Raw genomic sequence first — 19,540 nt, 5'->3', positions numbered from 1 at the left:
TCGGCCGTCGTTTCGGTGGAACCTGCCCGGTAGGGTCGCGGACGATGTACGGTGCCGCCCACCCCTCGCGCCGCCGCCGGACCACCCTCGTCCTCGGCGGGCTGCTCGCCGTGCTCATGGCCGGCTGTGGCGGGCCGGCCACCTCCCCGGTCTGGCAGCCCGGTGCGGGCGGTGGCGCCCCCGGTACGCCGGTGCCCGGCGTCACCCCACCGGCGAGTGGCACCCCCGCCGCCGAGGACGGCGTCGTCTCGCTCTCCGCGACCGGCGACATCATCATGGGCAACGCCCCGAACCGGCTGCCCGCCAACGGCGGCAAGGGCTTCTTCAACTCGGTCACCAAGGCGCTCGCCGCCGACGTGGTGATGGGCAACCTGGAGGAGCCGCTGACGGTCGACACGGGCACCGGCAAGTGCGGGGCGGACTCCACCCGTTGCTTCCAGTTCCGGGCCCCGCCCGAGTACGCGGCCCACCTGCGTGAAGCCGGCTTCGACCTGCTCAACCAGGCCAACAACCACGGCTACGACTACGGCCCGAAGGGCTACCGGAACACCCAGCGGGCCCTCGAGAAGTACGACCTGGCGCACACCGGCGCACCGGATCAGATCACCGTCGTCGAGGCCGACGGCGTCAAGATCGCGGTGGCGGGCTTCTCGTCGTACGTCTGGTCCAACAGCCTCGTCGACATCGCCGCCGCGAAGCGGGTCGTGGCGAAGGCGGCCACCCTGGCCGACCTCGTCGTCGTGCAGGTGCACATGGGGGCCGAAGGCTCGGACAAGACGCGGGTCCGGCCCGGCACCGAGATGTTCCTCGGCGAGAACCGGGGCGATCCGGTCACGTTCTCGAAGGCGATGATCGACGCCGGGGCCGACCTGATCGTCGGGCACGGCCCGCACGTGCTGCGCGGGATGGAGTTCTACAAGGGCCGGCTCATCGCCTACAGCCTGGGGAACTTCGCGGGCGGGGGCGGCTCGCTGAGCAACAACGGCCGGCTCGGCTGGGGTGGCGTCCTCAAGGTGTCGCTGCGCCGCGACGGCAGCTGGGCGGGGGGCTCGTTCACCTCGACGTACATGAACGGGGCGGGCAAGCCGACCATGGACCCGGACGGTCGGGGCCTGGGCCTGGTGAAGCAGCTCACCCGCGGCGACTTCCCGAAGACCGGGGCCCGCTTCGACGCCGCCGGCAAGATCAGCCCGCTTGATCCAAGCTAGGTGCTCCGGGGCGTGGGCCCGGAAGGAGCCCGCGCGGCGACGTAGGCTGGCCGTCGTGACCCGTAGCTCTCCCGGTGTCGACGAGACCGACCTCGGGCGCAAGCGACGCGCTCGGCGGATCGGCCGGGTGCTCGCCGAGACCCACCCCGACGCGCACTGCGAACTGGACCACTCCGACGCGCTGGAGCTGGCCGTCGCGACGATCCTCTCCGCGCAGACCACCGACAAGCGGGTCAACGAGGTCACCCCGAAGCTCTTCACGCGCTACCCGACGGCCGCCGACTACGCCGCCGCCGACCGGGGCGAGATGCAGGAGCTGATCCGGCCGACCGGCTTCTACCGGAACAAGACCGACTCGCTGATCAAGCTGGGGCAGGCGCTGGTCGAGCGCCACCACGGCCAGGTGCCGGGCCGGATGGCCGACCTGGTGGCGCTGCCCGGAATCGGGCGCAAGACCGCGAATGTCATCCTCGGCAACGCGTTCGGCGTGCCCGGGATCACCGTCGACACCCACTTCCAGCGCCTGACGCACCGCTGGCGGCTGACCAACGAGACCGACCCGGTCAAGATCGAGCACGCGATTGGCGCGCTCTACGAGAAGCGCGACTGGACCATGCTCTCGCACCGGGTGATCTTCCACGGCCGTCGGGTCTGCCACGCGCGCAAGCCGGCCTGCGGGGCCTGCACGCTGGCGCGGCTCTGTCCGTCGTACGGCACCGGACCGACCGAGCCGACGGCCGCCGTCAAGCTGCTCAAGGGGCCCCGGGCCCGCGACCTGGCGGTCGCCGCCGGGATCGATCCGCAGCTGGTGCCGGCCCAGGCGGTCAGCGCGGAGGTGCCGTGAACCGCCGGATCATCGCCCTGCTCCTGCCGCTGCTGCTGGCCGGCACTGCGGCCTGCACCGCCACCGGCGCCGAGGAGGCCGCCACGCCGTCGCGGCCCCGGGCCGAGCGGCCGTCACCGTTCGAGGACTGCGCGAAACTCACCACCCCGGTGGCCGCCGCCACCCCGACCTCCGGTACGGCGACACCCGACGCCGCCGATCCGACCGGCGGCACGGGGGACCCGTTGCCCGCGCTCACCCTCTCCTGCTTCACGGGCGGGGCACCGGTCGCCCTCCGCGACGTACGCGGCCCCGCAGTGATCAACATCTGGGCGTCCTGGTGCCCGCCGTGCCGCAAGGAACTGCCCGCCTTCCAGCGGCTGAGCAAGCGGGCCGGTGACCGGCTCCACGTGATCGGGGTGAACGGCCAGGACAGCCGCAGCGCGGCCCAGTCCATCGGCGAGGACCTCGGCGTCGGCTTCCCGATGCTGGTCGACCAGGGCACGGCGCTGCAACGGGCGCTGAACCGCAACGCCTTCCCGCTCACCCTCCTCGTCGACGCGCAGGGGCGGGTCGTGCACACCGACGCTTCCGGCGCGCTGGACGACGCGCGCCTCGGCGAGCTGGTCCGGGAACACCTCGGGGTGGCGGTGCCGGCGTGACCCGGAGACCGCCGCAGTGGATGGCGCCACTGCTCGCCCGGGTCGGCACGGCCCGGGCCGAGGACTTCACCCGGCTGGTCACGCCGGAGAGCGGCGGGCGGGAGAGCGCCGTGCTGGTGCTCCTCGGCGAGCAGCCCGGCACCGGCCCGGACGTGCTGATCCTGCAACGGGCGGCCACCCTGCGGACCCACGCCGGCCAGCCCGCCTTCCCCGGTGGGGCGGCCGACCCGGAGGACACCGACGCCCGGGCGACCGCCCTGCGGGAGGCGAACGAGGAGGTCGACCTCGACCCGGCCAGCGTCACCGTCCTGGCCGAACTGCCGAAGCTCTGGATCCCGGTCAGCGAATTCGTGGTGACTCCCGTACTCGCCTGGTGGCACGCGCCGCACCCGGTGCGCCCCTGCGAGCCCGCCGAGGTGGCGCACGTGGCCCGGCTGCCGATCGCCGAGCTGGTGGACCCGGCGAACCGGGTGCGCGTACGCCACCCGAGCGGCTGGATCGGCCCGGCCTTCGCCGTACGCGGCATGCTGGTCTGGGGCTTCACCGCCGGGGTGCTGAGCACCCTGCTCGACCTGGGCGGCTGGTCGCGCCCCTGGTCACCGGGGCGGCTGGTCGACCTGCCGCCCACCGGGGCGACACCGGCCCCCTCCGCGGGCACCGACGAGGTCGACGAGACACCCGTACGCTGATCACGCGGTCACCTTCCGCAAGCGATGGTCATCCGACGGGCCGCCGGCCCGTACGCTTGACCCGTGTCCGCCGTCGATCTCGTCCTGCTCATGCTCATGCTCGTGTTCGCGATCAGCGGATACCGCCAGGGTTTCGTCATCGGGATCCTGTCGTTCACCGGGTTCTTCCTCGGCGCGCTGATCGGGCTCCAGGCCGGGCCGATACTGGCCCGCCAGTTCGTCGACAGCGGCACCCGCGTGCTGATCTCGCTGGTGGCCGTCTTCGGCCTCGCCGTGGCCGGGCAGGCACTCGCCGGCTGGCTGGGCTCGAACCTCCGGGCCGCGATCACCGGCCGCGTCTTCCGCAAGATCGACGACGTCGGCGGCGCGTTCGTCTCCCTCTTCGCGGTCCTGCTGGTCGCCTGGCTGGTCGCGGTGCCGCTCGGCTCGTCCTCACTGCCCTGGCTGGCCTCCTCCGTGCGCAACAGCGCCCTGCTCAACGTGGTCGACCGGGTCCTGCCCGACCAGGCGCAGCGGCTTTCCACCGCGCTGCGGGACACCGTCGACACGAACGGCTTCCCCGACGTCTTCGGCGACCTCGCGCCCACCCGGGCACGGCAGGTGGAGCCGCCCGACCCGGCGCTCGCCGGCTCGCAGGTGGTGGTCAACGGACAGCGCTCCGTGGTCAAGGTGCTCGGCTCCGCGCCGAGCTGCTCACGCCGCATCGAGGGCTCCGGCTTCGTGTACGCCGACGACCGGGTGATGACCAACGCCCACGTCGTCGCCGGCACCCGCTCGGTGGCCGTGGAGCTCGGCGGCGACCGGTACGACGGCGAAGTGGTCGTCTACGACCCCGACCGGGACCTCGCCGTGCTCCACGTGCCGGGGCTCCCCGGCCCGTCCATGCGGTTCGCCGCCGGCAACGCGGGCACCGGCGCGGACGCCATCGTGCTCGGCTTTCCGCTCGACGGGCCGTACAACGCCCAGTCCGCCCGGATCCGCGACGTGGACCGGATCACCGGGCCCGACATCTACTCGTCGGGGGACGTGACCCGGGAGATCTACACGATCCGCGCGCTGGTCCGCAGCGGTAACTCCGGCGGGCCGCTGGTCTCGTCGAACGGGCTGGTGCTCGGGGTGATCTTCGCGGCGGCCGCCGACGACCCCAACACCGGCTTCGCGGTGACCTCGGCGGAGGCCCGCCCGGTGGCCCTGGCCGGCGCCGAGCGCACCCGCCCCGTGGACACCGGCGAGTGCACCTGACCCACCCCCGCGCCTTCGCGCCGTCGGCCGGGAGGGGCCTGATTCGCGGAAAGAGTGGCCGTCGGCGCCGGCGGAGGGAAATCGCGCCCGGAAAGAGCGGCCAGCGGCGCGGCGGAGGGCACTCGTTCCCGGAAGCTGTCGTTACGAGCGGGGCGGCGGGGGCGGCTGCTCGGAGAGCTGTGGGGTGTGCCGCCAGACGGTGAAGCCGGCCGCGGTGGCGGCCAGGACTGCCGCACCGAGCAGCCACCCGGCGACCACGTCGCTGGTCCAGTGCACACCGAGGGCCACCCGACTCGCTCCGGTCAACACGGCGACCAGCAGGGCCGTGGCCCAGAGAGCCGCGCGTCGCGCCGGCTGACGAGCCAACGGCAGGAAGACCACCAGCAGCACTCCGGCGGCCAGCGCGGCGTTGAGCGCGTGCCCGGAGGGGAAGGCGTACCCTGCGGCCCGGGCGACCGGTTCGAGCAGCTCCGGCCGGTTCCGGCCGACGAGCAGCTTGAGCAGGGGGCCGAGCAGCCCGCCCAGCAGCATGGTCACCACGACCCAGAGAGCCAGCCGGCGGGCGTCCCGGCGGACCAGCCAGACCACGAGCGCCAGGGCGGCGGCGCGCAGCGGCATCGGCGCGAAGACGTCGGTCCAGATCCCCGTCAGCCGTACCCAACCCGGGTGCTCCAGCGCATGGTCGTGCAGCGCCCCGGTCACCGCGGTGTCCAGCCGGTGCAGCGGCGGCCACGCCCCGAGCACGAGCAGGGCGAGCGAGGTGAAGGGCACCAGCACCAGGAACACGGCCGCCACGGCCAGGGTCAGGCGCAGTCCGCGCGGCTGGGCCGGATCGAGTCGGCGTCGCCGCCAGGACGTCCCGGCGCCGGGAACGAGGATGCGCGGACCGGTCGTACTCATGGCATCCGTTCTACCCGACCGGACGGTCGATCAGCCCCCACCGCCTCAGCGGTGCGGGTGGCGCAACCGGCGAAGCAGCAACGCCGCCCCGGCGAGCAGGACGACGAAGAGCGCCGCCCCCGCCCAGAACCGCTCCGGCTCGGAGTCGTCCTCGCCGCCGGCCGGGCGGGCTGTCCACCGGGTCTGCTGCTGTGGGGCGTTGAAGCCGAGCGCGTCACCGATGCGGGCCGCATCGTCGCCCTGGGTGAGGCCCGGCGCCGGCCCGAAACCGGCCACGCCGGGGGAGTCGTTGTCGTCGAGCGGGTTGCCGGCCACCGGCGGCACGTCGGCGGAGAGCGCCGCCACCGGGTCGACGAGGCCGAATCCGAAGCGGTCGTCCCGCCCGGTGGGGCCGAGGTCGCGAGCGGTCGACATCAGCCGGTTCACGACGTCGCCGGCCGACATCTGCGGATAGCGGGACCGGACCAGGGCTGCGGTGGCGGACACCAGCGGCGCGGCGAAGCTGGTCCCCTGCACCCGCCAGTAGCCGCCGGGGCGGGCGCCGACGAGCCCGGTGGCCGGCGCGGAGAGCACCGCGGCGCGGCCGGTGATCGAGCCGGACCAGAGGTTCTCGCTGTTGCGCTCCAGGCCGGCGACCGCGATCACCCCCGGCTCCCGGGCCGGATACCAGACGTCGGTCGTCGTCGAGCTGGCGACGTTGCCGGTGCAGGCCACCACCACCACGTCGCGGGCGAAGGCGTAGTCCAGGGCGGCGGCGAGCGCAGGGCTGTCACCACTGCCGCCGAGCGACAGGTTGATCACCCGCGCGCCGTGGTCGACCGCCCACCGCACGCCGCGCGCCACGATGAGCGCGTCGTCGTAGCGGTTCTCGTCGTCGAGGACGCGGACCGGCAGGATGCGTGCGTCCGGCGCGAGGCCGACCACGCCCCGCTTGTCGTCCTTCCGGCCGGCGATCAGTCCGGCGACAGTGGTGCCGTGGCCCACCGGGTCCGCCTGCTCGCTGCCGCCCGGAGACACCAGGTCGTACCCGGGCAGCACCTGCCCGGCCAGGTCGGGATGGGTGGCGTCCACTCCGGAGTCGACGACGGCGACGGTCACCCCGCGCCCGGTCGACGTGCGCCAGGCGGTGGCCGCGTTCAACTCGTCGATCTGCCACTGCTCGTCGCGGATCTGGTCCGGCCGGTCCGGCGCCTCGCCCGGCGCGTACGCCAACGGGGTGGCGGCGACCGGGTTCGCGCGCGCCGGAGCCGCCGCCACGGGCACCGCGGGACCGGCCACCGCGACGACGGCCGCCGTCACGCCGAGCAGTGCCCGGCCGGCGGTCCGTCGACCCGCTGCCGGGCAGCTGCGCCGAACCCCAGTCACATCCTCAGCCATTCATCGCCAGCGGAACCACAACGATCGGAGATTACCGGTTCCCGGCCCGTTCGAGGGACGATCCGCAGGACACGGTTCACGGCACCGCCAGGTGTGCCAGCTGGACCAGGCGTACGCCCTCCCGCCGGGTGACCAGCCGACCACGCCCGGGTGGCAGCGGACCGGGGCGGACCGGCCCGACCAGCGCCCCCTCGTCGGGGCTGCCGGTCATCACCAGACCGGCCGTGGCGAGCTCCCGCAGACGCTGGACGATCGGCTCGTACTGGGCGCGGGCGGCGCCGCCGCAGCGGCGGGCCAGTACCAGGTGCAGGCCGATGTCCCGAGCCTGGGGAAGGTACTCCTCCAACGCGCGCAACGGGTTCGCCGGCCCCGTCGCCACCAGGTCGTAGTCGTCGACGAGCACGAACAGTTCCGGCCCCGACCACCAGGAACGGTCGCGTAGCTGCTCGGGGGTGACCTCGGGGCCGGCGATCCGGCGGGCGAGGTAGCCGGCGGCCGACTCGACGAGGTCGGTGGTGTGCGCGGCCGCGGTGCCGTAGCCGATCAAATGGTCCGTCGCGATCGCGCCGAGCAGGCTGCGCCGGTAGTCGACGAGGATCACCCGGGCCTGCTCCGGGGTGAACCGGGCGGTGATGGTGGCGGCCAGCGCCCGCAGGAACGAGGACTTGCCGCACTCGGCGTCACCGAAGACCACGAAGTGCGGTTCGGCGGCGAAGTCGAGCGCCACCGGTCGCAGGTCGGCCTCGGCGATCCCGACGGGCAGCCGCAACCCGGTCGCCGCCGTGAGGTCCAGGTCGGCGTAGGGGAGCACCGGCGGCAGCAGCCGTACGCGGGGCGCGGGTGGACCGTTCCACGCATCAGCGACCTGCTTGACGAGGTCGGCGGTGTCGGCGTGGGCGAGCCGGGGCAGCGCCGTCAGGAAGTGCAGGCCCTCCGCGGTGACGCCCCGGCCCGGAGCCTTCTCCGGCACGTTCGCGGCCGCCCGGCGGGCCACCAGCGAGTCGTTCGGGTCGCCGAGGCGCAGCTCCAGGCGGGACCCGAAGAGGTCCCGGATGGCGGGGCGGAAGTCCAGCCAGCGCAGCGCGGTCGTCACCACGTGCACCCCGTAGGAGAGCCCCCGGGTCGCCAGGTCGGTGATCAGCGGCTCCAGATCGTCGTACTCGGCGCGCAGCGTCGTCCACCCGTCCACCACGAGGAAGACGTCGCCGAACGGGTCGACGTCCGGCCGGCCGACGCCGGCCGCCCCGCTGCGCCACCGCCGGTACGCCGCCATCGACTCGACGCCCAGCTCGGCGAAGCGGCGCTCCCGCTCGGTGAGCAGGGTGGTGACCTCGCCGACGGTGCGACGGACTGCGGTCGGGTCGGCCCGCCCGGTCACCCCGCCGACGTGCGGCAGATCGCGGAGCGCGGCCAGTCCACCGCCGCCGAAGTCCAGACAGTAGACCTGCACCTCCGCCGGGGTGTGGGTGAGCGCCAGCGCGCAGATGAGCGTCCGCAGCACCGTCGACTTGCCGCTCTGCGGGGCGCCGACCACCGCCACGTGCCCGGCCGCCCCGTCGAGGCTCAGCCAGAGCAGGTCACGGCGCTGCTCGAAGGGTTTGTCCACCACGGCCACCGGAACGCCGAGCGCGCCGTGCAGCTCCGGGTTGCCGGCGCTGAGACCGCGCGCCGGATCCGCGCCGACCGGGCCGAGCAGCTCGTCCAGCGCCGGTGGCTGGTCGAGCGGAGGCAGCCAGACCCGGTGGGCCGGCGGCCCCTGGCCGGCCAGCCGCCCCACCAGCACGTCCAGCAGGCTCTCCCGGCCCTCCTCCTCGGACGTCGGGGTGGTCTCGGCGCCCGGCTCGGGCACCGGCACGAAGTGGGTGTCGAAGCTGAGCAGGCGAGGTGGCCCGTCCACGTCGGGACCCGCCGCCGGGCCGCGCCGGGGCAGCGCGCCGGAGACGTACGCGGCCTTGAACCGGACCAGCGGCTCGGTGCCGAAGCGCAGGTAGCCGTGGCCCGGGGTGCGGGGCAGCTCGTGGGCGTCCGGCACGCCGAGCACCGTCCGGGACTCCAGCGCGGAGAAGGTACGCAGGCCGATCCGGTACGACAGGTGCGTGTCGAGCCCGCGGAGCCGCCCCTCCTCGAGCCGCTGCGAGGCGAGCAGCAGGTGTACGCCGAGCGACCGTCCCAACCGGCCGATCTGCACGAAGAGGTCGATGAAGTCCGGCTTCGCGGAGAGCAGTTCGGAGAACTCGTCGCAGATCAGCAGCAGGGACGGCAGCGGAGGGAGGGTGCTGCCGGTGGCCCGGGCCCGCTCGTATTCCCGTACGCCGGCGAAGTTGCCGGCCCGGCGGAGCAGCTCCTGCCGGCGCATCAGCTCGCCGTTGATGGCGTCGACCATCCGGTCGACGAGCGGGAGGGCGTCCTCCAGGTTGGTGATCACGGCGGCGGTGTGCGGCAGCCGGTCGAACGAGGCGAAGGTGGCCCCGCCCTTGAAGTCGATGAGCACGAAGTTGAGCTGTTCGGAGCTGTGCGTGGCGGCCAGCCCCAGCACCAGTGTCCGCAGCAGCTCGGACTTGCCGGAGCCGGTCGCGCCGATGAGGAGCCCGTGCGGGCCCATGCCGTCCTGTGCGGACTCCTTGAGGTCCAGCTCGACGGTTCCGCCGTCGGTGCCCACGCCGATCGGCGTCCGCAGCCGGTCCCGCGCCGGCCGGGGCGCCCAGCCCTGCTCGGCGGTGAAGCCCTCCGGGTCGCCGAGGCCGAGCAGCTCGGGCAGCCCCGGTTCGGCGTGCGGCGGGGCGTCCGGGCCGCGGGCCGTGCCGGCGAGGCGCAGCGGGGCCAGCCGTCGGGCCACCGCCTCGGCGTCGGCCCGGTCGAGCTGATCCGGGGCGCCCACCTCGGCGTGTCCCTGCGCCGCGTACGAGTGCAGCCGCCCGTCACGCAGGTCGAGCAGGAGCGCGTACCGGTCGAGCAGCCGGGGCGGCGGGGTGTCCAGGTCGAGCACGGTGACCGCGTCGATCCCGCTGTCCCCGGTCATGTCGGTGGCGCCGGTGAGGTCGCCGCCGTCGAGGACGACCACCACGTGCGGCCCGTCCGTCGCCGGGCCGGCCGGGCTGAACCGGGAGCGGCTGGCCAGCACCTCGTCGAGCAGCTGCTCCAGCTCCGCGGCGGAGCTGGTGACCAGGCGCACCGGACCGAGGGCGTCGGTGCGGTCCGGATGCTGGGCGTGCGGCAGCCACTTGACCCACTCCCAGGCGGCCCGCCGCTCCGGCCCGGCGCAGACCGCGATCAGCAGTTCCTGCGGGGCGTGGAAGACCGCCAGCTGGGTGAGGACCGCCCGCACCACCGCCCGCGCCGACGCACCCCGCGCGGGGCCGCCGTCCGCCGCCGGCGCGGTGCCGGGGTCGTCGCCGGTGGTGGGGACGGTGACCTCGCGTACGAAGACCCGGGCGAAGCTGCGCAGCGAGAGGGCCACCGGCAAATCGGGCACGACCGAGTAGGCGTCGAGGAAGCGGCGCAGGGCACCGGCCGTCATCGGCTCCAGCTCCTCCAGTGGCCGGGTCACGGGCGGCACCAGCGGGGTGGCGAGGGTCTGCGGGCCGACGCCGACCCGTACCACCGCGAAGTCCGGATCGCCGGGGCGGCGCTCCCAGACCCGGTGGCTCGTCACGGTCGACCAGAGCCGCTCCGGGTCGGGATGCCGGTAGTAGAGCCCTTCCCGCTGCCGTCCGGCGGTCTCCCGGACCCGGCGGCGCAGGGCGGTCAGGTGCCGCAGGTACTCCCGGCGGGCCGCCATCATCTCCGACTTCCGTGGCGTACCGGACGCGCTGCCCCACGAGGTCACCAGCATCGCCAGCGAGGAGAGCCCGAACATCGCGCCCACCACGTACGAGTAGGCGCCGCCGCCGCGCCCGAACATCATCGCCATCGCCACGGTGCCGCCCAGCATGGGCAGCAGCATGAGTAGTTGCTGCCAGCGGCCGCCGGCCACCGATGGGATCTCCGGTGGGGCCTCGACGGGCAACTCGCCGACCGGGATCTCCGGTGCCGGTCGGCGGGGCGGCCGTTTGACGACGACGGTGGCCACGGACCCTCCTTCCACGACGCTCGGTAACCCGAAGCTGGCTCATCGTAGGTAAAGTCCTGTCGTCCGCGCAGCCACCGATCCCGTTCGATATGGAGACAGGCCGATGTCATCCGGGTTGGCCCGCGTCACGATCAACGCCCCGCGACGTCGGCTCGACGTCGCCCTGCCGGAGCAGGTTCCGCTGGCGGAGCTGCTCCCGGACGTGCTGCGCCACGCGGGTGTCGGGCTGGCCGACGACGGCGAACGGCACGGGGGTTGGGTGTTGCGGCGCACCGACGGCGCGCCGCTGTCGACCGCCCAGGGACTGCATCCGCAGGGCATCCGCGACGGTGAGGTGCTGCACCTGGTCCCGGCCCGCGCCCACTGGCCCGAGTTGGAGTACGACGACGTGGTCGAGGCGATCGTGGACGGTGCGCGGCGCCGGGGCGGGGCGTGGTCGACGGCGGCCACCCGGACTGTCGTACTGGCCGGTGCCGGTGTGCCGCTCGCCGTGGGGCTGCTCGCCCTGCTCGGTGGCGGCCCGCAACACCGGGCTGGCTGGCTCGCCGCGGCCGCCGGGGCGCTGCTGCTGCTCGTCGCGGGAACGATCGCCTCCCGGGCGCACGGCGACGGGGTGAGCGCCGCGACGCTCGGCGGCTACGCGCTGCCGTACGCGGCCGCGGCCGGCGCGCTGGCGGTCGGTTCGGGCGACCCGGTCGGTCCGTTCGGGCCGCTGCGCTGGGTCGGCGCCGCGGAGGTGCTGGCCGGCACGGTGGCCCTGCTGCTGGCGGCGGTGCTCGGCCTGCTCGGGGTCGCCAGCCGGCTTCGCGTCTTCGTGGCCGGCGCGACGGTCGGGCTGGCGGGCGCCCCGGCGGCCCTCGTCGGGCTGGCGCTCGGCCCGTCCGCTGCCGCCGCGGTGCTGCTCTGCGTGCTGGTCTTCGCCGTCGGGGTGATCCCGTTGCTGGCGATCCGGCTCGGCAAGCTGCCACTGCCGCCGATCACCCTGCCGACGGCGGGTGAGGACGGCGCGCCGGTGCGCGACCTGCCCGATCGGGGCCGGGTGTACGCCGCGGTGGCCCGCACCGAGGAGATGCTCACCGGGATGCTGCTCGGGCACGCCGTGCTGGCCGTGGCGGCGGCGGTGGTGCTGGCCGTCACCGGTGGTGTCGCCGGCGCCGTACTGGTCGCGGTCACCGCCGCCGTGCTGCTGCTGCGCTCCCGGCTCTTCGTGGCGCTCCGGCACCGGGTGCCACCGGTGATCGGTGGTCTGGCCGGGTACGCGGTGCTCGGCGCCGTCCTCGCCGACCGGGCCGGTGACACGGCACGGCTCGGGCTGGCCGCCACCGGGGTGGCGCTGGCCCTGCTCGCCGTGAGCGCCGGTACCACGTACGCCCGTCGTCCGGTCTCGCCGTACCTCGGCCGGGTCGCCGACCTGGCCGACACGGCCTTCGTGGTGGCCGTGGTGCCGGTCGCCTGCGCGGTGCTGGACCTGTACGAACGGGCCCAGGGGCTGCTCGGTTGAGCGATCCCTGGGCCCGTTCCGGGTCTCGGTGCGATCAGTGCAGGCCTTCGCCGCGCTCCTCGGCCTCCTTGGCCCGCTGGTAGGAGGCGCGGATCTCCGCCTCGGCCTCGGTGCGACCCACCCAGGTGGCGCCCTCGACGGACTTGCCGGGCTCGAGGTCCTTGTACACCTCGAAGAAGTGCTGGATCTCCAGCCGGTCGAACTCGCCCAGGTGGTGGATGTCGCGCAGGTGCTCCTGGCGCGGGTCCTCGTAGGGGACGCAGAGGACCTTGTCGTCGCCGCCCTTCTCGTCCGTCATCCGGAACATGCCGATGGTGCGGCAGCGGATCAGGCAGCCGGGGAAGGTGGGCTCGGGCACCAGCACGAGCGCGTCCAGCGGGTCGCCGTCCTCGCCGAGGGTGCCCTCGATGAAGCCGTAGTCCGCTGGATACTGGGTGGATGTGAAGAGGGTGCGGTCCAGCCGGATCCGGCCGGTCTTGTGGTCGACCTCGTACTTGTTGCGGTGACCCTTCGGGATCTCAACCGTGACGTCGAAATCCATGTGCACGCTCCCTCGTTTGCCCACGCTGGCCAACGGAATCGCCGGCACCGCCGGAGGGCGAATTCACCCGCCGGTCGTGGCCGCCGCATAGTGTTCGGACCGAAGTAGTGTCACCCAAGCCAATTTCCGCAGGGGAAGGAGGGGGCTGTGGGGAGGGAAGATTCACATTACCGCCCGGACGAGGGGTCTGGACGCGGTACGGGGCGATCTGGTTCCGGTGGTGCCACCGGGCGCGTAAGGGTTCCCGGCACCCACCCCTCCGACCCGGCCCCGGAGCAGGCGTCATCGGCGGGGCAACCACCCACCGGGACCTCCTCGCCCACGACGGGACGATTCCCCGTCGTGGGACCGGAGCGGCCCATGGTCCCTCCGATCTTCCCCGACACCCAGTCGGAGGGGCCGGCGCCGACCTCCGGCATCCCGACGAGTCCGGCGCCGGCCGGCCCGAGCCGCGAGCAGCGGCCCGCCGTCCAGGAGTACGCCGGGGCGGCGCTGGGCGCCCCGACCGCCGCCGCTCCCACCGACCCCACGGTCCCGGTCGGTCCGGACCGGCTCGGCGCTCCCGACAGCCCGGTGAGCGTGCCCCCGGACGCCGCGGGCCCGACCGGTCCCGCACCCCGTCGCCGGCTGCCGGTGGTGCTCGCCGTCGTGCTCCTGCTCGTGCTCGCGGGGGTGGGCGTGGCGGTGGTCCGCCCCGGCCCGGTCGCCGACTGGCTCGGCGGCGGCGCCGAGGAGACGCGGGCCGAGCCGGGGACACCGGAGCCGCTGCCACCGGCAGTCCTGGCCGGGGCCGACCCGAACGCGCCGGAGCCCACGCCCGACGGGGTGCGCGCCGCGCTCGACCCGCTGGTCCGCGCGGCGGCCCTCGGCGACCGGGTGAACGTCTCGGTGGCGGACGTGGTCACCGGCCAGTCCCTCTTCGGCCGGGGCGCGGACGACGGCACCGTGCCCGCCTCGGTGACGAAGCTGGTCACCGGCGTCACCGTGCTCGCCGCGCGCGGGCCCGGGTACCGCATCCCGACCCGGGTGGTCGCCGGGGCGAACCCGGGTGAGGTGGTCCTCGTCGGGGGTGGCGACCCCACCCTGGCCGTCGACAAGAACGGCTTCTACCCGGGCGCGGCCCGGCTGGACGACCTGGCCGGCCAGGTCGAGCAGGCGCTCGGCGGCGCCAAGCCGACCAAGGTGATCATCGACGGGTCCCTCTACTCCGGCCCCGGCCTGGAGCCGGGCTGGGACGAGGACATTCCGACCGGCGGCTACGGCTCACCCATCACCGCATTGATGACCGACGGCGCGCGCCGGGACGTGGCGCGGGCCAAGCGGGACCACGAGGCGGGCAACCACGCGGCCGTGCGGGTCTCCGAGCCCGACCTGACCGCCGGACGCGCGTTCGCCCGGCTGCTCGGCCTGCCGAACAGCGCGGTCTCCCGTGGCACGGCGCCCACCGCCGGGGCCGACGCCACGGCCGGCGCCCCGGGCAGCGAGCTCGGCACTGTCGAGTCGATGCCGCTGGTGCGACTGGTCGACATCATGATCACCGACAGCGACAACATCATCGCCGAGGCCCTGGCCCGCCAGGTCGCGCTGGTCCGCAACCAGCCCGGCTCGTTCGTCGGCGCGGGCGCCGCGATGGACGAGGTGGCCGGCGAGCTGGGCCTGCCCGCCGACGAGTTGTCCCTCGCCGACGGCAGCGGGCTGTCCCGCTCCAACCGGATCAGCCCGTCACTGCTCACCGACCTGATCACGCTCGCCGGCAACGGCAGCCGCCCCGAGCTGGCCGCGATCTTCGGCGGCCTGCCGGTCGCCGCCTGGTCCGGCACCCTGAGCGACCGGTACGAGACGGCCGACACCGAGAGTGGCGCCGGGGTGGTCCGCGCCAAGACCGGGACGTTGAGCAGCGTCAACGCGATCGCCGGGCTGGTCACCACGAAGGACGGGCGGCTGCTCACCTTCGCGGTGCTCACCGACCGGGTGCCCGACGGCGGGAACGACTCCGCCCGGGTGGCACTGGACCGGATCACCGCCACGCTGGCGAACTGCGGCTGCCGCTGACCCACCCCGTGCCAGGGGGGGCGACACGCGGCACCCTCCGACCGCGCGCCGCGCAGGCCCGGTTCGGGCTGTTCCCACCCGGGTACGGTGGGTGCATGGCGCAGTTCGTGGACTGGGATCTCGCCGCCGCCACCGCGGGGGCGCTCGGCAAGTCGGGTCCCCGGGTGTCGTACGCCGAGGCCACCGAGGTGGTCGGTGACCTGCGGCGACTCACCGAGGAGGCGGCCCGGCACGTGGCCGACTACACGGGTCTGCGGGCGCAGGTGAGCCATCCGCCCGTCCGGGTCGTCGATCGGCGCGACTGGGCCGCGGCCAACATCGCCGGGCTGCGTGAGGTGATCGGCCCGCTGGTCGGGCGCCTCAGCGGTGACAAGCGGCCCGGCGCCCTCACCGAGGCGATCGGCTCCCGCCTGACCGGGGTGCAGGCGGGCACCGTGCTCGCGTACCTCTCCGGTCGGGTGCTCGGCCAGTACGAGGTCTTCTCCGGCGACCCGGGTCAGCTGCTGCTGGTGGCGCCGAACATCGTCGAGGTGGAGCGGAAGCTCGGCGCCGACCCGCGCGACTTCCGGCTCTGGGTCTGCCTCCACGAGGTGACCCACCGGACCCAGTTCACCGCCGTGCCGTGGATGCGGGCGTACTTCCTGGGCGAGGTGCAGGCGTTCGTGGACGCCTCCTCCGGGGAGGAACACCTGGTGGATCGGCTGCGCCGCGGGGTGGGCACCCTCGCCGACGCCATCCGTGACCCGGAGAGCCGCACCAGCGTGCTGGATCTCGTCCAGACGCCGGGGCAGCGGGCCGTGCTGGACCGGCTCACCGCGCTGATGACGTTGCTCGAGGGGCACGCCGAGTTCGTGATGGACGGCGTCGGCCCGCAGGTCATTCCCAGCGTCGATCGGATCCGGGCCGCGTTCAACCGCCGGCGCGAGGCCGGCAACCCGCTGGAGAAGGCGATCCGCCGGCTGCTGGGGGTGGACGTCAAGATGCGCCAGTACGCCGAGGGCCGCAAGTTCGTGCACGGGGTGGTCGAGCGGGTCGGCATGGAGGGCTTCAACAAGGTGTTCGGCTCGCCGCTGACCCTGCCCCGGATCGACGAGCTGGGCGACCCGGACGCCTGGGTGGCTCGGGTGCACGGTCCCGCCGGTCCGCTGCCGTCGGCCGGCTGACGGTACGTCCGTGGCCGTACTCGCTCCGCCGGTGGCCGCGATCCGGGTGGCGGTGCGCCGCGCGCTGACCGACCTGTCCGGGGAGGGGCCGGTGCTGGTCGCCTGCTCCGGTGGCGCCGACTCGCTGGCGCTCGCCGCCGCCACGGCGTTCGTCGCGCCGCGCCTCGGTCGCCGTGCCGGCCTGGTGACGGTCGACCACGGGCTCCAGGCGGGCTCCGCCGAACGGGCCGCCGAGGTGGCCGCGCTCGCCGGCGAGCTGGGACTGGCTCCGGTGGAGCTGGTCCGGGTGCAGGTGGCCGGGCGGCCCGGTGGCCCGGAGGCGGCCGCCCGGGAGGCTCGCTACGAGGCGCTGGCGGCCGCCGCCGTGCGGCACGGCGCTGCCGCCCTGCTCACCGGACACACCCGCGACGACCAGGCCGAGACGGTGCTGCTCGCGCTGGCCCGGGGTGCCGGTCCCCGGGGTCTGGCCGGGATGCCCGCCCGCCGGGACCTGGCCGGGGTGCCGCTGCTCCGCCCGCTGCTCGGGATCACCCGTGAGCAGACCCGGGCGGCGTGTGTCGTGCTCGGCCTGAAGCCGTGGGTCGACCCGCACAACAGCGATCCCGCGTACTCCCGGGCGCGGGTTCGCTCCGAGGTGTTGCCCGTGCTGGTCCGCGCCCTCGGGCCCGGGGTTCTGGACGGGCTGGCCCGGACGGCCGGGTTGGTCGCCGAGGACAATGCCGCGCTCGACGACCTCGCCGAGGCGGCCCTGGCGGCGGTCCGTGACCCGGCGGGTGGGCTCGCCGTGCCGGAGCTCGCCGCGCTCGCCCCCGCCGTACGGGGTCGAGTGCTGCACGCCTGGGCGAGGGAGCTGGGCGCCCCGCCGAGCGCGCTCTCCCACCGTCACGTGGCGGCGTTGAACGCGCTGGTCACGGCGTGGCGGGGGCAGGGCCCCGCGTACCTGCCGGGCGGTCTGCGGGTGCTGCGTCGCGCCGATCGCCTCATGCCCGCCTGAGTCGCCGAGCTGGTCGGCCCGGCCGGTCAGTCGACGTGGGCGCGGTCGCGGAAGGTGGTGCGGTAGCTCTGCGGCGTGGCGCCGACCCGGCGGGTGAAGTGGTGGCGCAGCGTGGCCGCGTCGCCGAAGCCGGCCCGGTCCGCGACCGCCTCGACGCTGAGTCCGGTCTCCTCCAGCAGCCGCCGGGCCAGCAGCACCCGCTGGTTGGTCAGCCAGTCGTGCGGGGTGGTGCCGGTCTCGGCCCGGAACCGGCGGGCGAAGGTCCGGGGCGCCATGCCGGCCCGGGCCGCGAGCCCGTCGACGGTGACGGGGTGTTCGAGGTGCCCGATCAGCCACTCCAGGACCGGCTCCAGGGTGGGGGCCTGCGGCGTCCGGGGGATCGGCGCCTCGACGTACTGGGCCTGGCCGCCGTCCCGATGCGGCGGCACCACCATCCGGCGGGCCAGCCGGGTGGCGGTGGCCGAGCCGTGCTCCTGACGGATCAGGTGCAGGCAGGCGTCGATACCGGCGGCGGTGCCGGCACTGGTCAGCAGCCGGCCGTCCGCCACGTAGAGCGAGTTGCACTGGACCCGGGCCGCCGGGTGCAGCCGTTGCAGCTCGTCGACGTACCGCCAGTGGGTGGTGCAGTCGCGCCCGTCGAGCAGCCCGGCCGCGCCGAGCAGGAAGGCGCCCGAGCAGACGCTGAGCAGGCGGGCGCCGCGTGCGTCGGCCCGGCGCAGCGCCTCCAGGACCGGCTCGGGAACGGTGGCGCACCGGTCGTGCGCGGGAACCGCGACCAGGTCCGCGTCCTCCAGCGGGCCGAGGTCGGCGTGCGGGACCAGCTGGAATCCGGCGGACGTGCGCACCGGTGCGCCGTCCGGGCTGCAGACGTCGAAGCGGTGGGCGGGAAATCCGTCGGCCGTCCGGTCGGTACCGAAGACCTCCGCGAGCACGCCGAGTTCGAAGGGGGCGACCTGGTCCAGGGCGAGGACGGCTACCGATCGGAGCATGTGACGAGGGTAACCCACCGGGTGGCAGTAAATCGATGATCAGTGGCATCCCTGCCACTGTCGCCGCTCGGAGAGAAGCCGCAGACTGGGCTCAGATCCGATGCGCATCGGCGGCGAAACCAATATCAACCAGATGAAAGCGGGCGCCGTCATGGAGTTCTTGTTCCTCGTGCTGTTCCTGATCGTCCTCGCGGTCGCCGGGGCGACCGGCGTCACCGCCGACAGCCGCGACTCCGCCGACTGGAAACCGACAGAGGCCGGGCGTCGCTGGCACTCCCGTACCTGCTGATGCCCCTTGGTCTGATTCGACCGGAAAATCCCGGGCGGGACCGCGCCAAAAGGGGCGGCCCCGCCGACGGGGGCCGGTCGGCGTACGGCAGGCTAGGAGCCATGGCAGACGGCTCCTGGTACGACGCCGACATCGACCACGTGATCATTTCCGAGGCGCAGATCCGCGAGAAGACCGCGGAGCTGGCCAAGCAGGTCGCAGCGGACCACGCCCACGTCGAGGACGGGCTCCTGCTGGTCTGCGTGCTCAAGGGCGCGGTCATGTTCATGGCCGACTTCGCCCGGGCGCTGGGCCGCCACGGCCCGCCCGCCGAGCTCGAGTTCATGGCCGTCTCGTCGTACGGGCAGGGCACCACCTCCTCCGGCGTCGTCCGCATCCTCAAGGACCTCGACCGGGACATCGCCGGCCGGCACGTGATCGTGGTCGAGGACATCGTCGACTCCGGCCTCACCCTCTCCTGGCTGCTGCGTTACCTGGAGTCCCGTTCGGCCGCGAGCGTCGAGGTCGTCGCGCTGTTCCGCAAGCCGGACGCGGTCAAGGTCTCGGTGCCGGTCAAGTACGTCGGCTTCGATATCCCGACCGAGTTCGTCGTCGGCTACGGGCTCGACTTCGGCGAGCGGTACCGGGAGCTGCCCTACGTGGGAGTGCTCAAGCCGGAGGTCTACGCCCGTTCCTGAGCCCTCCTCCCATCGACGCCGGGCCCTCGTCGACCCGGATCGCACGGCGAGTGCGCCCCGCGGCTGAGCTCGCCGTCCGGCGGCCGGCGGGGAGAGCTCGAAGAGGGCTCGCTCGTCAAGCGGACGTTCAGCGGATTCTCAGCTGTTCGGACTACCGTGTACGTCGGTGGCGTGGAGGCATCTCCGCGCCCGGCCCCTCGACCGCTTCGACCGGGTGTTCGTGGGTGGCCGGGAGTGGACTTCTCGCCACGCCGGTCTCCGCCCGGTCCCGTCGTACGGGATGGCGCGGGCTGGCGGGCCCCGGCCCACGGGACGTGCCGTCGATGTCCGGCGTGCGTCGAGTGCGGGGCTCGCAAGCTCACTC

16 protein-coding genes are annotated in these 19,540 nt (G+C 74.3%); 11 read left to right on the top strand and 5 right to left on the bottom strand.

Going from position 1 to position 19,540, the window contains the following annotated elements; genetic code table 11:
• Positions 1 to 44: 44 nt before the first annotated feature.
• From E1211_RS09325 to E1211_RS09305, 5 genes are all read left to right on the top strand, one after another.
• Positions 45 to 1,208, top strand: coding sequence for a CapA family protein (locus tag E1211_RS09325; RefSeq protein ID WP_132347471.1), 1,164 nt, complete (start codon positions 45 to 47; stop codon positions 1,206 to 1,208).
• Between the two features lie 55 nt (positions 1,209 to 1,263).
• Entirely contained in the window at positions 1,264 to 2,052 is a 789-nt protein-coding gene (nth, locus tag E1211_RS09320) for an endonuclease III (RefSeq protein ID WP_132347469.1), read from the top strand.
• Positions 2,049 to 2,693, top strand: coding sequence for a TlpA disulfide reductase family protein (locus E1211_RS09315; protein ID WP_132347467.1), 645 nt, complete (start codon positions 2,049 to 2,051; stop codon positions 2,691 to 2,693). The genes nth and E1211_RS09315 overlap by 4 nt, the downstream gene beginning before the upstream one ends.
• Positions 2,690 to 3,382 (top strand): CoA pyrophosphatase, encoded by a 693-nt coding sequence (locus tag E1211_RS09310; protein WP_132347465.1) that lies wholly within the window; start codon positions 2,690 to 2,692, stop codon positions 3,380 to 3,382. Before E1211_RS09315 ends, E1211_RS09310 begins: the two co-directional genes overlap by 4 nt.
• 63 nt (positions 3,383 to 3,445) lie before the next feature.
• On the top strand, positions 3,446 to 4,624 hold the full coding sequence (locus tag E1211_RS09305) for a MarP family serine protease (RefSeq protein ID WP_132347463.1): 1,179 nt from the start codon (positions 3,446 to 3,448) through the stop codon (positions 4,622 to 4,624).
• 141 nt (positions 4,625 to 4,765) lie between these two features.
• Here E1211_RS09305 and E1211_RS09300 read toward each other — a convergent pair whose 3' ends face one another.
• From E1211_RS09300 to eccCa, 3 genes are all read right to left on the bottom strand, one after another.
• Complete coding sequence (locus E1211_RS09300) at positions 4,766 to 5,524, bottom strand: phosphatase PAP2 family protein (RefSeq protein WP_132347461.1); 759 nt, start codon at positions 5,522 to 5,524, stop codon at positions 4,766 to 4,768.
• 45 nt (positions 5,525 to 5,569) lie between these two features.
• Positions 5,570 to 6,901: a type VII secretion-associated serine protease mycosin gene (gene mycP, locus E1211_RS09295; RefSeq protein ID WP_132347459.1), complete on the bottom strand. Its 1,332-nt coding sequence runs from the start codon at positions 6,899 to 6,901 to the stop codon at positions 5,570 to 5,572.
• A gap of 76 nt (positions 6,902 to 6,977) precedes the next feature.
• Entirely contained in the window at positions 6,978 to 10,970 is a 3,993-nt protein-coding gene (eccCa, locus tag E1211_RS09290) for a type VII secretion protein EccCa (RefSeq protein ID WP_132347457.1), read from the bottom strand.
• Between the two features lie 103 nt (positions 10,971 to 11,073).
• Between eccCa and eccD the strand changes: the two genes are divergently transcribed.
• On the top strand, positions 11,074 to 12,471 hold the full coding sequence (eccD, locus tag E1211_RS09285) for a type VII secretion integral membrane protein EccD (RefSeq protein WP_132347455.1): 1,398 nt from the start codon (positions 11,074 to 11,076) through the stop codon (positions 12,469 to 12,471).
• A gap of 34 nt (positions 12,472 to 12,505) precedes the next feature.
• On the opposite strand, the gene E1211_RS09280 is transcribed toward eccD, so the two are convergent.
• On the bottom strand, positions 12,506 to 13,012 hold the full coding sequence (locus E1211_RS09280; protein WP_076467154.1) for an inorganic diphosphatase: 507 nt from the start codon (positions 13,010 to 13,012) through the stop codon (positions 12,506 to 12,508).
• A gap of 360 nt (positions 13,013 to 13,372) precedes the next feature.
• Here E1211_RS09280 and dacB point away from each other — a divergent pair, with 360 nt between their 5' ends.
• The 3 genes from dacB (at position 13,373) to tilS (ending at position 17,221) form a co-directional block, all read left to right on the top strand.
• The gene (dacB, locus tag E1211_RS09275) at positions 13,373 to 15,064 is read left to right on the top strand and encodes a D-alanyl-D-alanine carboxypeptidase/D-alanyl-D-alanine-endopeptidase (protein ID WP_132347453.1); all 1,692 of its coding nucleotides are present in this window, start codon (positions 13,373 to 13,375) and stop codon (positions 15,062 to 15,064) included.
• Between the two features lie 95 nt (positions 15,065 to 15,159).
• On the top strand, positions 15,160 to 16,227 hold the full coding sequence (locus E1211_RS09270) for a zinc-dependent metalloprotease (RefSeq protein WP_132347451.1): 1,068 nt from the start codon (positions 15,160 to 15,162) through the stop codon (positions 16,225 to 16,227).
• A 10-nt stretch (positions 16,228 to 16,237) separates the two neighbouring features.
• Entirely contained in the window at positions 16,238 to 17,221 is a 984-nt protein-coding gene (gene tilS, locus E1211_RS09265) for a tRNA lysidine(34) synthetase TilS (protein ID WP_132347449.1), read from the top strand.
• A gap of 26 nt (positions 17,222 to 17,247) precedes the next feature.
• On the opposite strand, the gene E1211_RS09260 is transcribed toward tilS, so the two are convergent.
• Positions 17,248 to 18,210 carry a GlxA family transcriptional regulator gene (locus E1211_RS09260; protein WP_132347447.1) on the bottom strand — a complete coding sequence of 321 codons (963 nt, stop codon included), beginning with the start codon at positions 18,208 to 18,210 and terminating at the stop codon, positions 17,248 to 17,250.
• A gap of 100 nt (positions 18,211 to 18,310) precedes the next feature.
• On the opposite strand from E1211_RS09260, the gene E1211_RS09255 reads away from it, so the two are divergent.
• Positions 18,311 to 18,499 carry a hypothetical protein gene (locus E1211_RS09255; RefSeq protein WP_132347445.1) on the top strand — a complete coding sequence of 63 codons (189 nt, stop codon included), beginning with the start codon at positions 18,311 to 18,313 and terminating at the stop codon, positions 18,497 to 18,499.
• Positions 18,500 to 18,600: 101 nt separating this feature from the next.
• Positions 18,601 to 19,176: a hypoxanthine phosphoribosyltransferase gene (gene hpt / locus E1211_RS09250; RefSeq protein ID WP_132347443.1), complete on the top strand. Its 576-nt coding sequence runs from the start codon at positions 18,601 to 18,603 to the stop codon at positions 19,174 to 19,176.
• The last annotated feature ends 364 nt before the right edge of the window (positions 19,177 to 19,540 follow it).

This window comes from Micromonospora sp. 15K316, assembly GCF_004348525.1.
GTDB lineage: Bacteria > Actinomycetota > Actinomycetes > Mycobacteriales > Micromonosporaceae > Micromonospora.
Note: the sequence above shows the minus strand (reverse complement) of the source record. Positions and strands in the feature narration are given on the sequence as shown.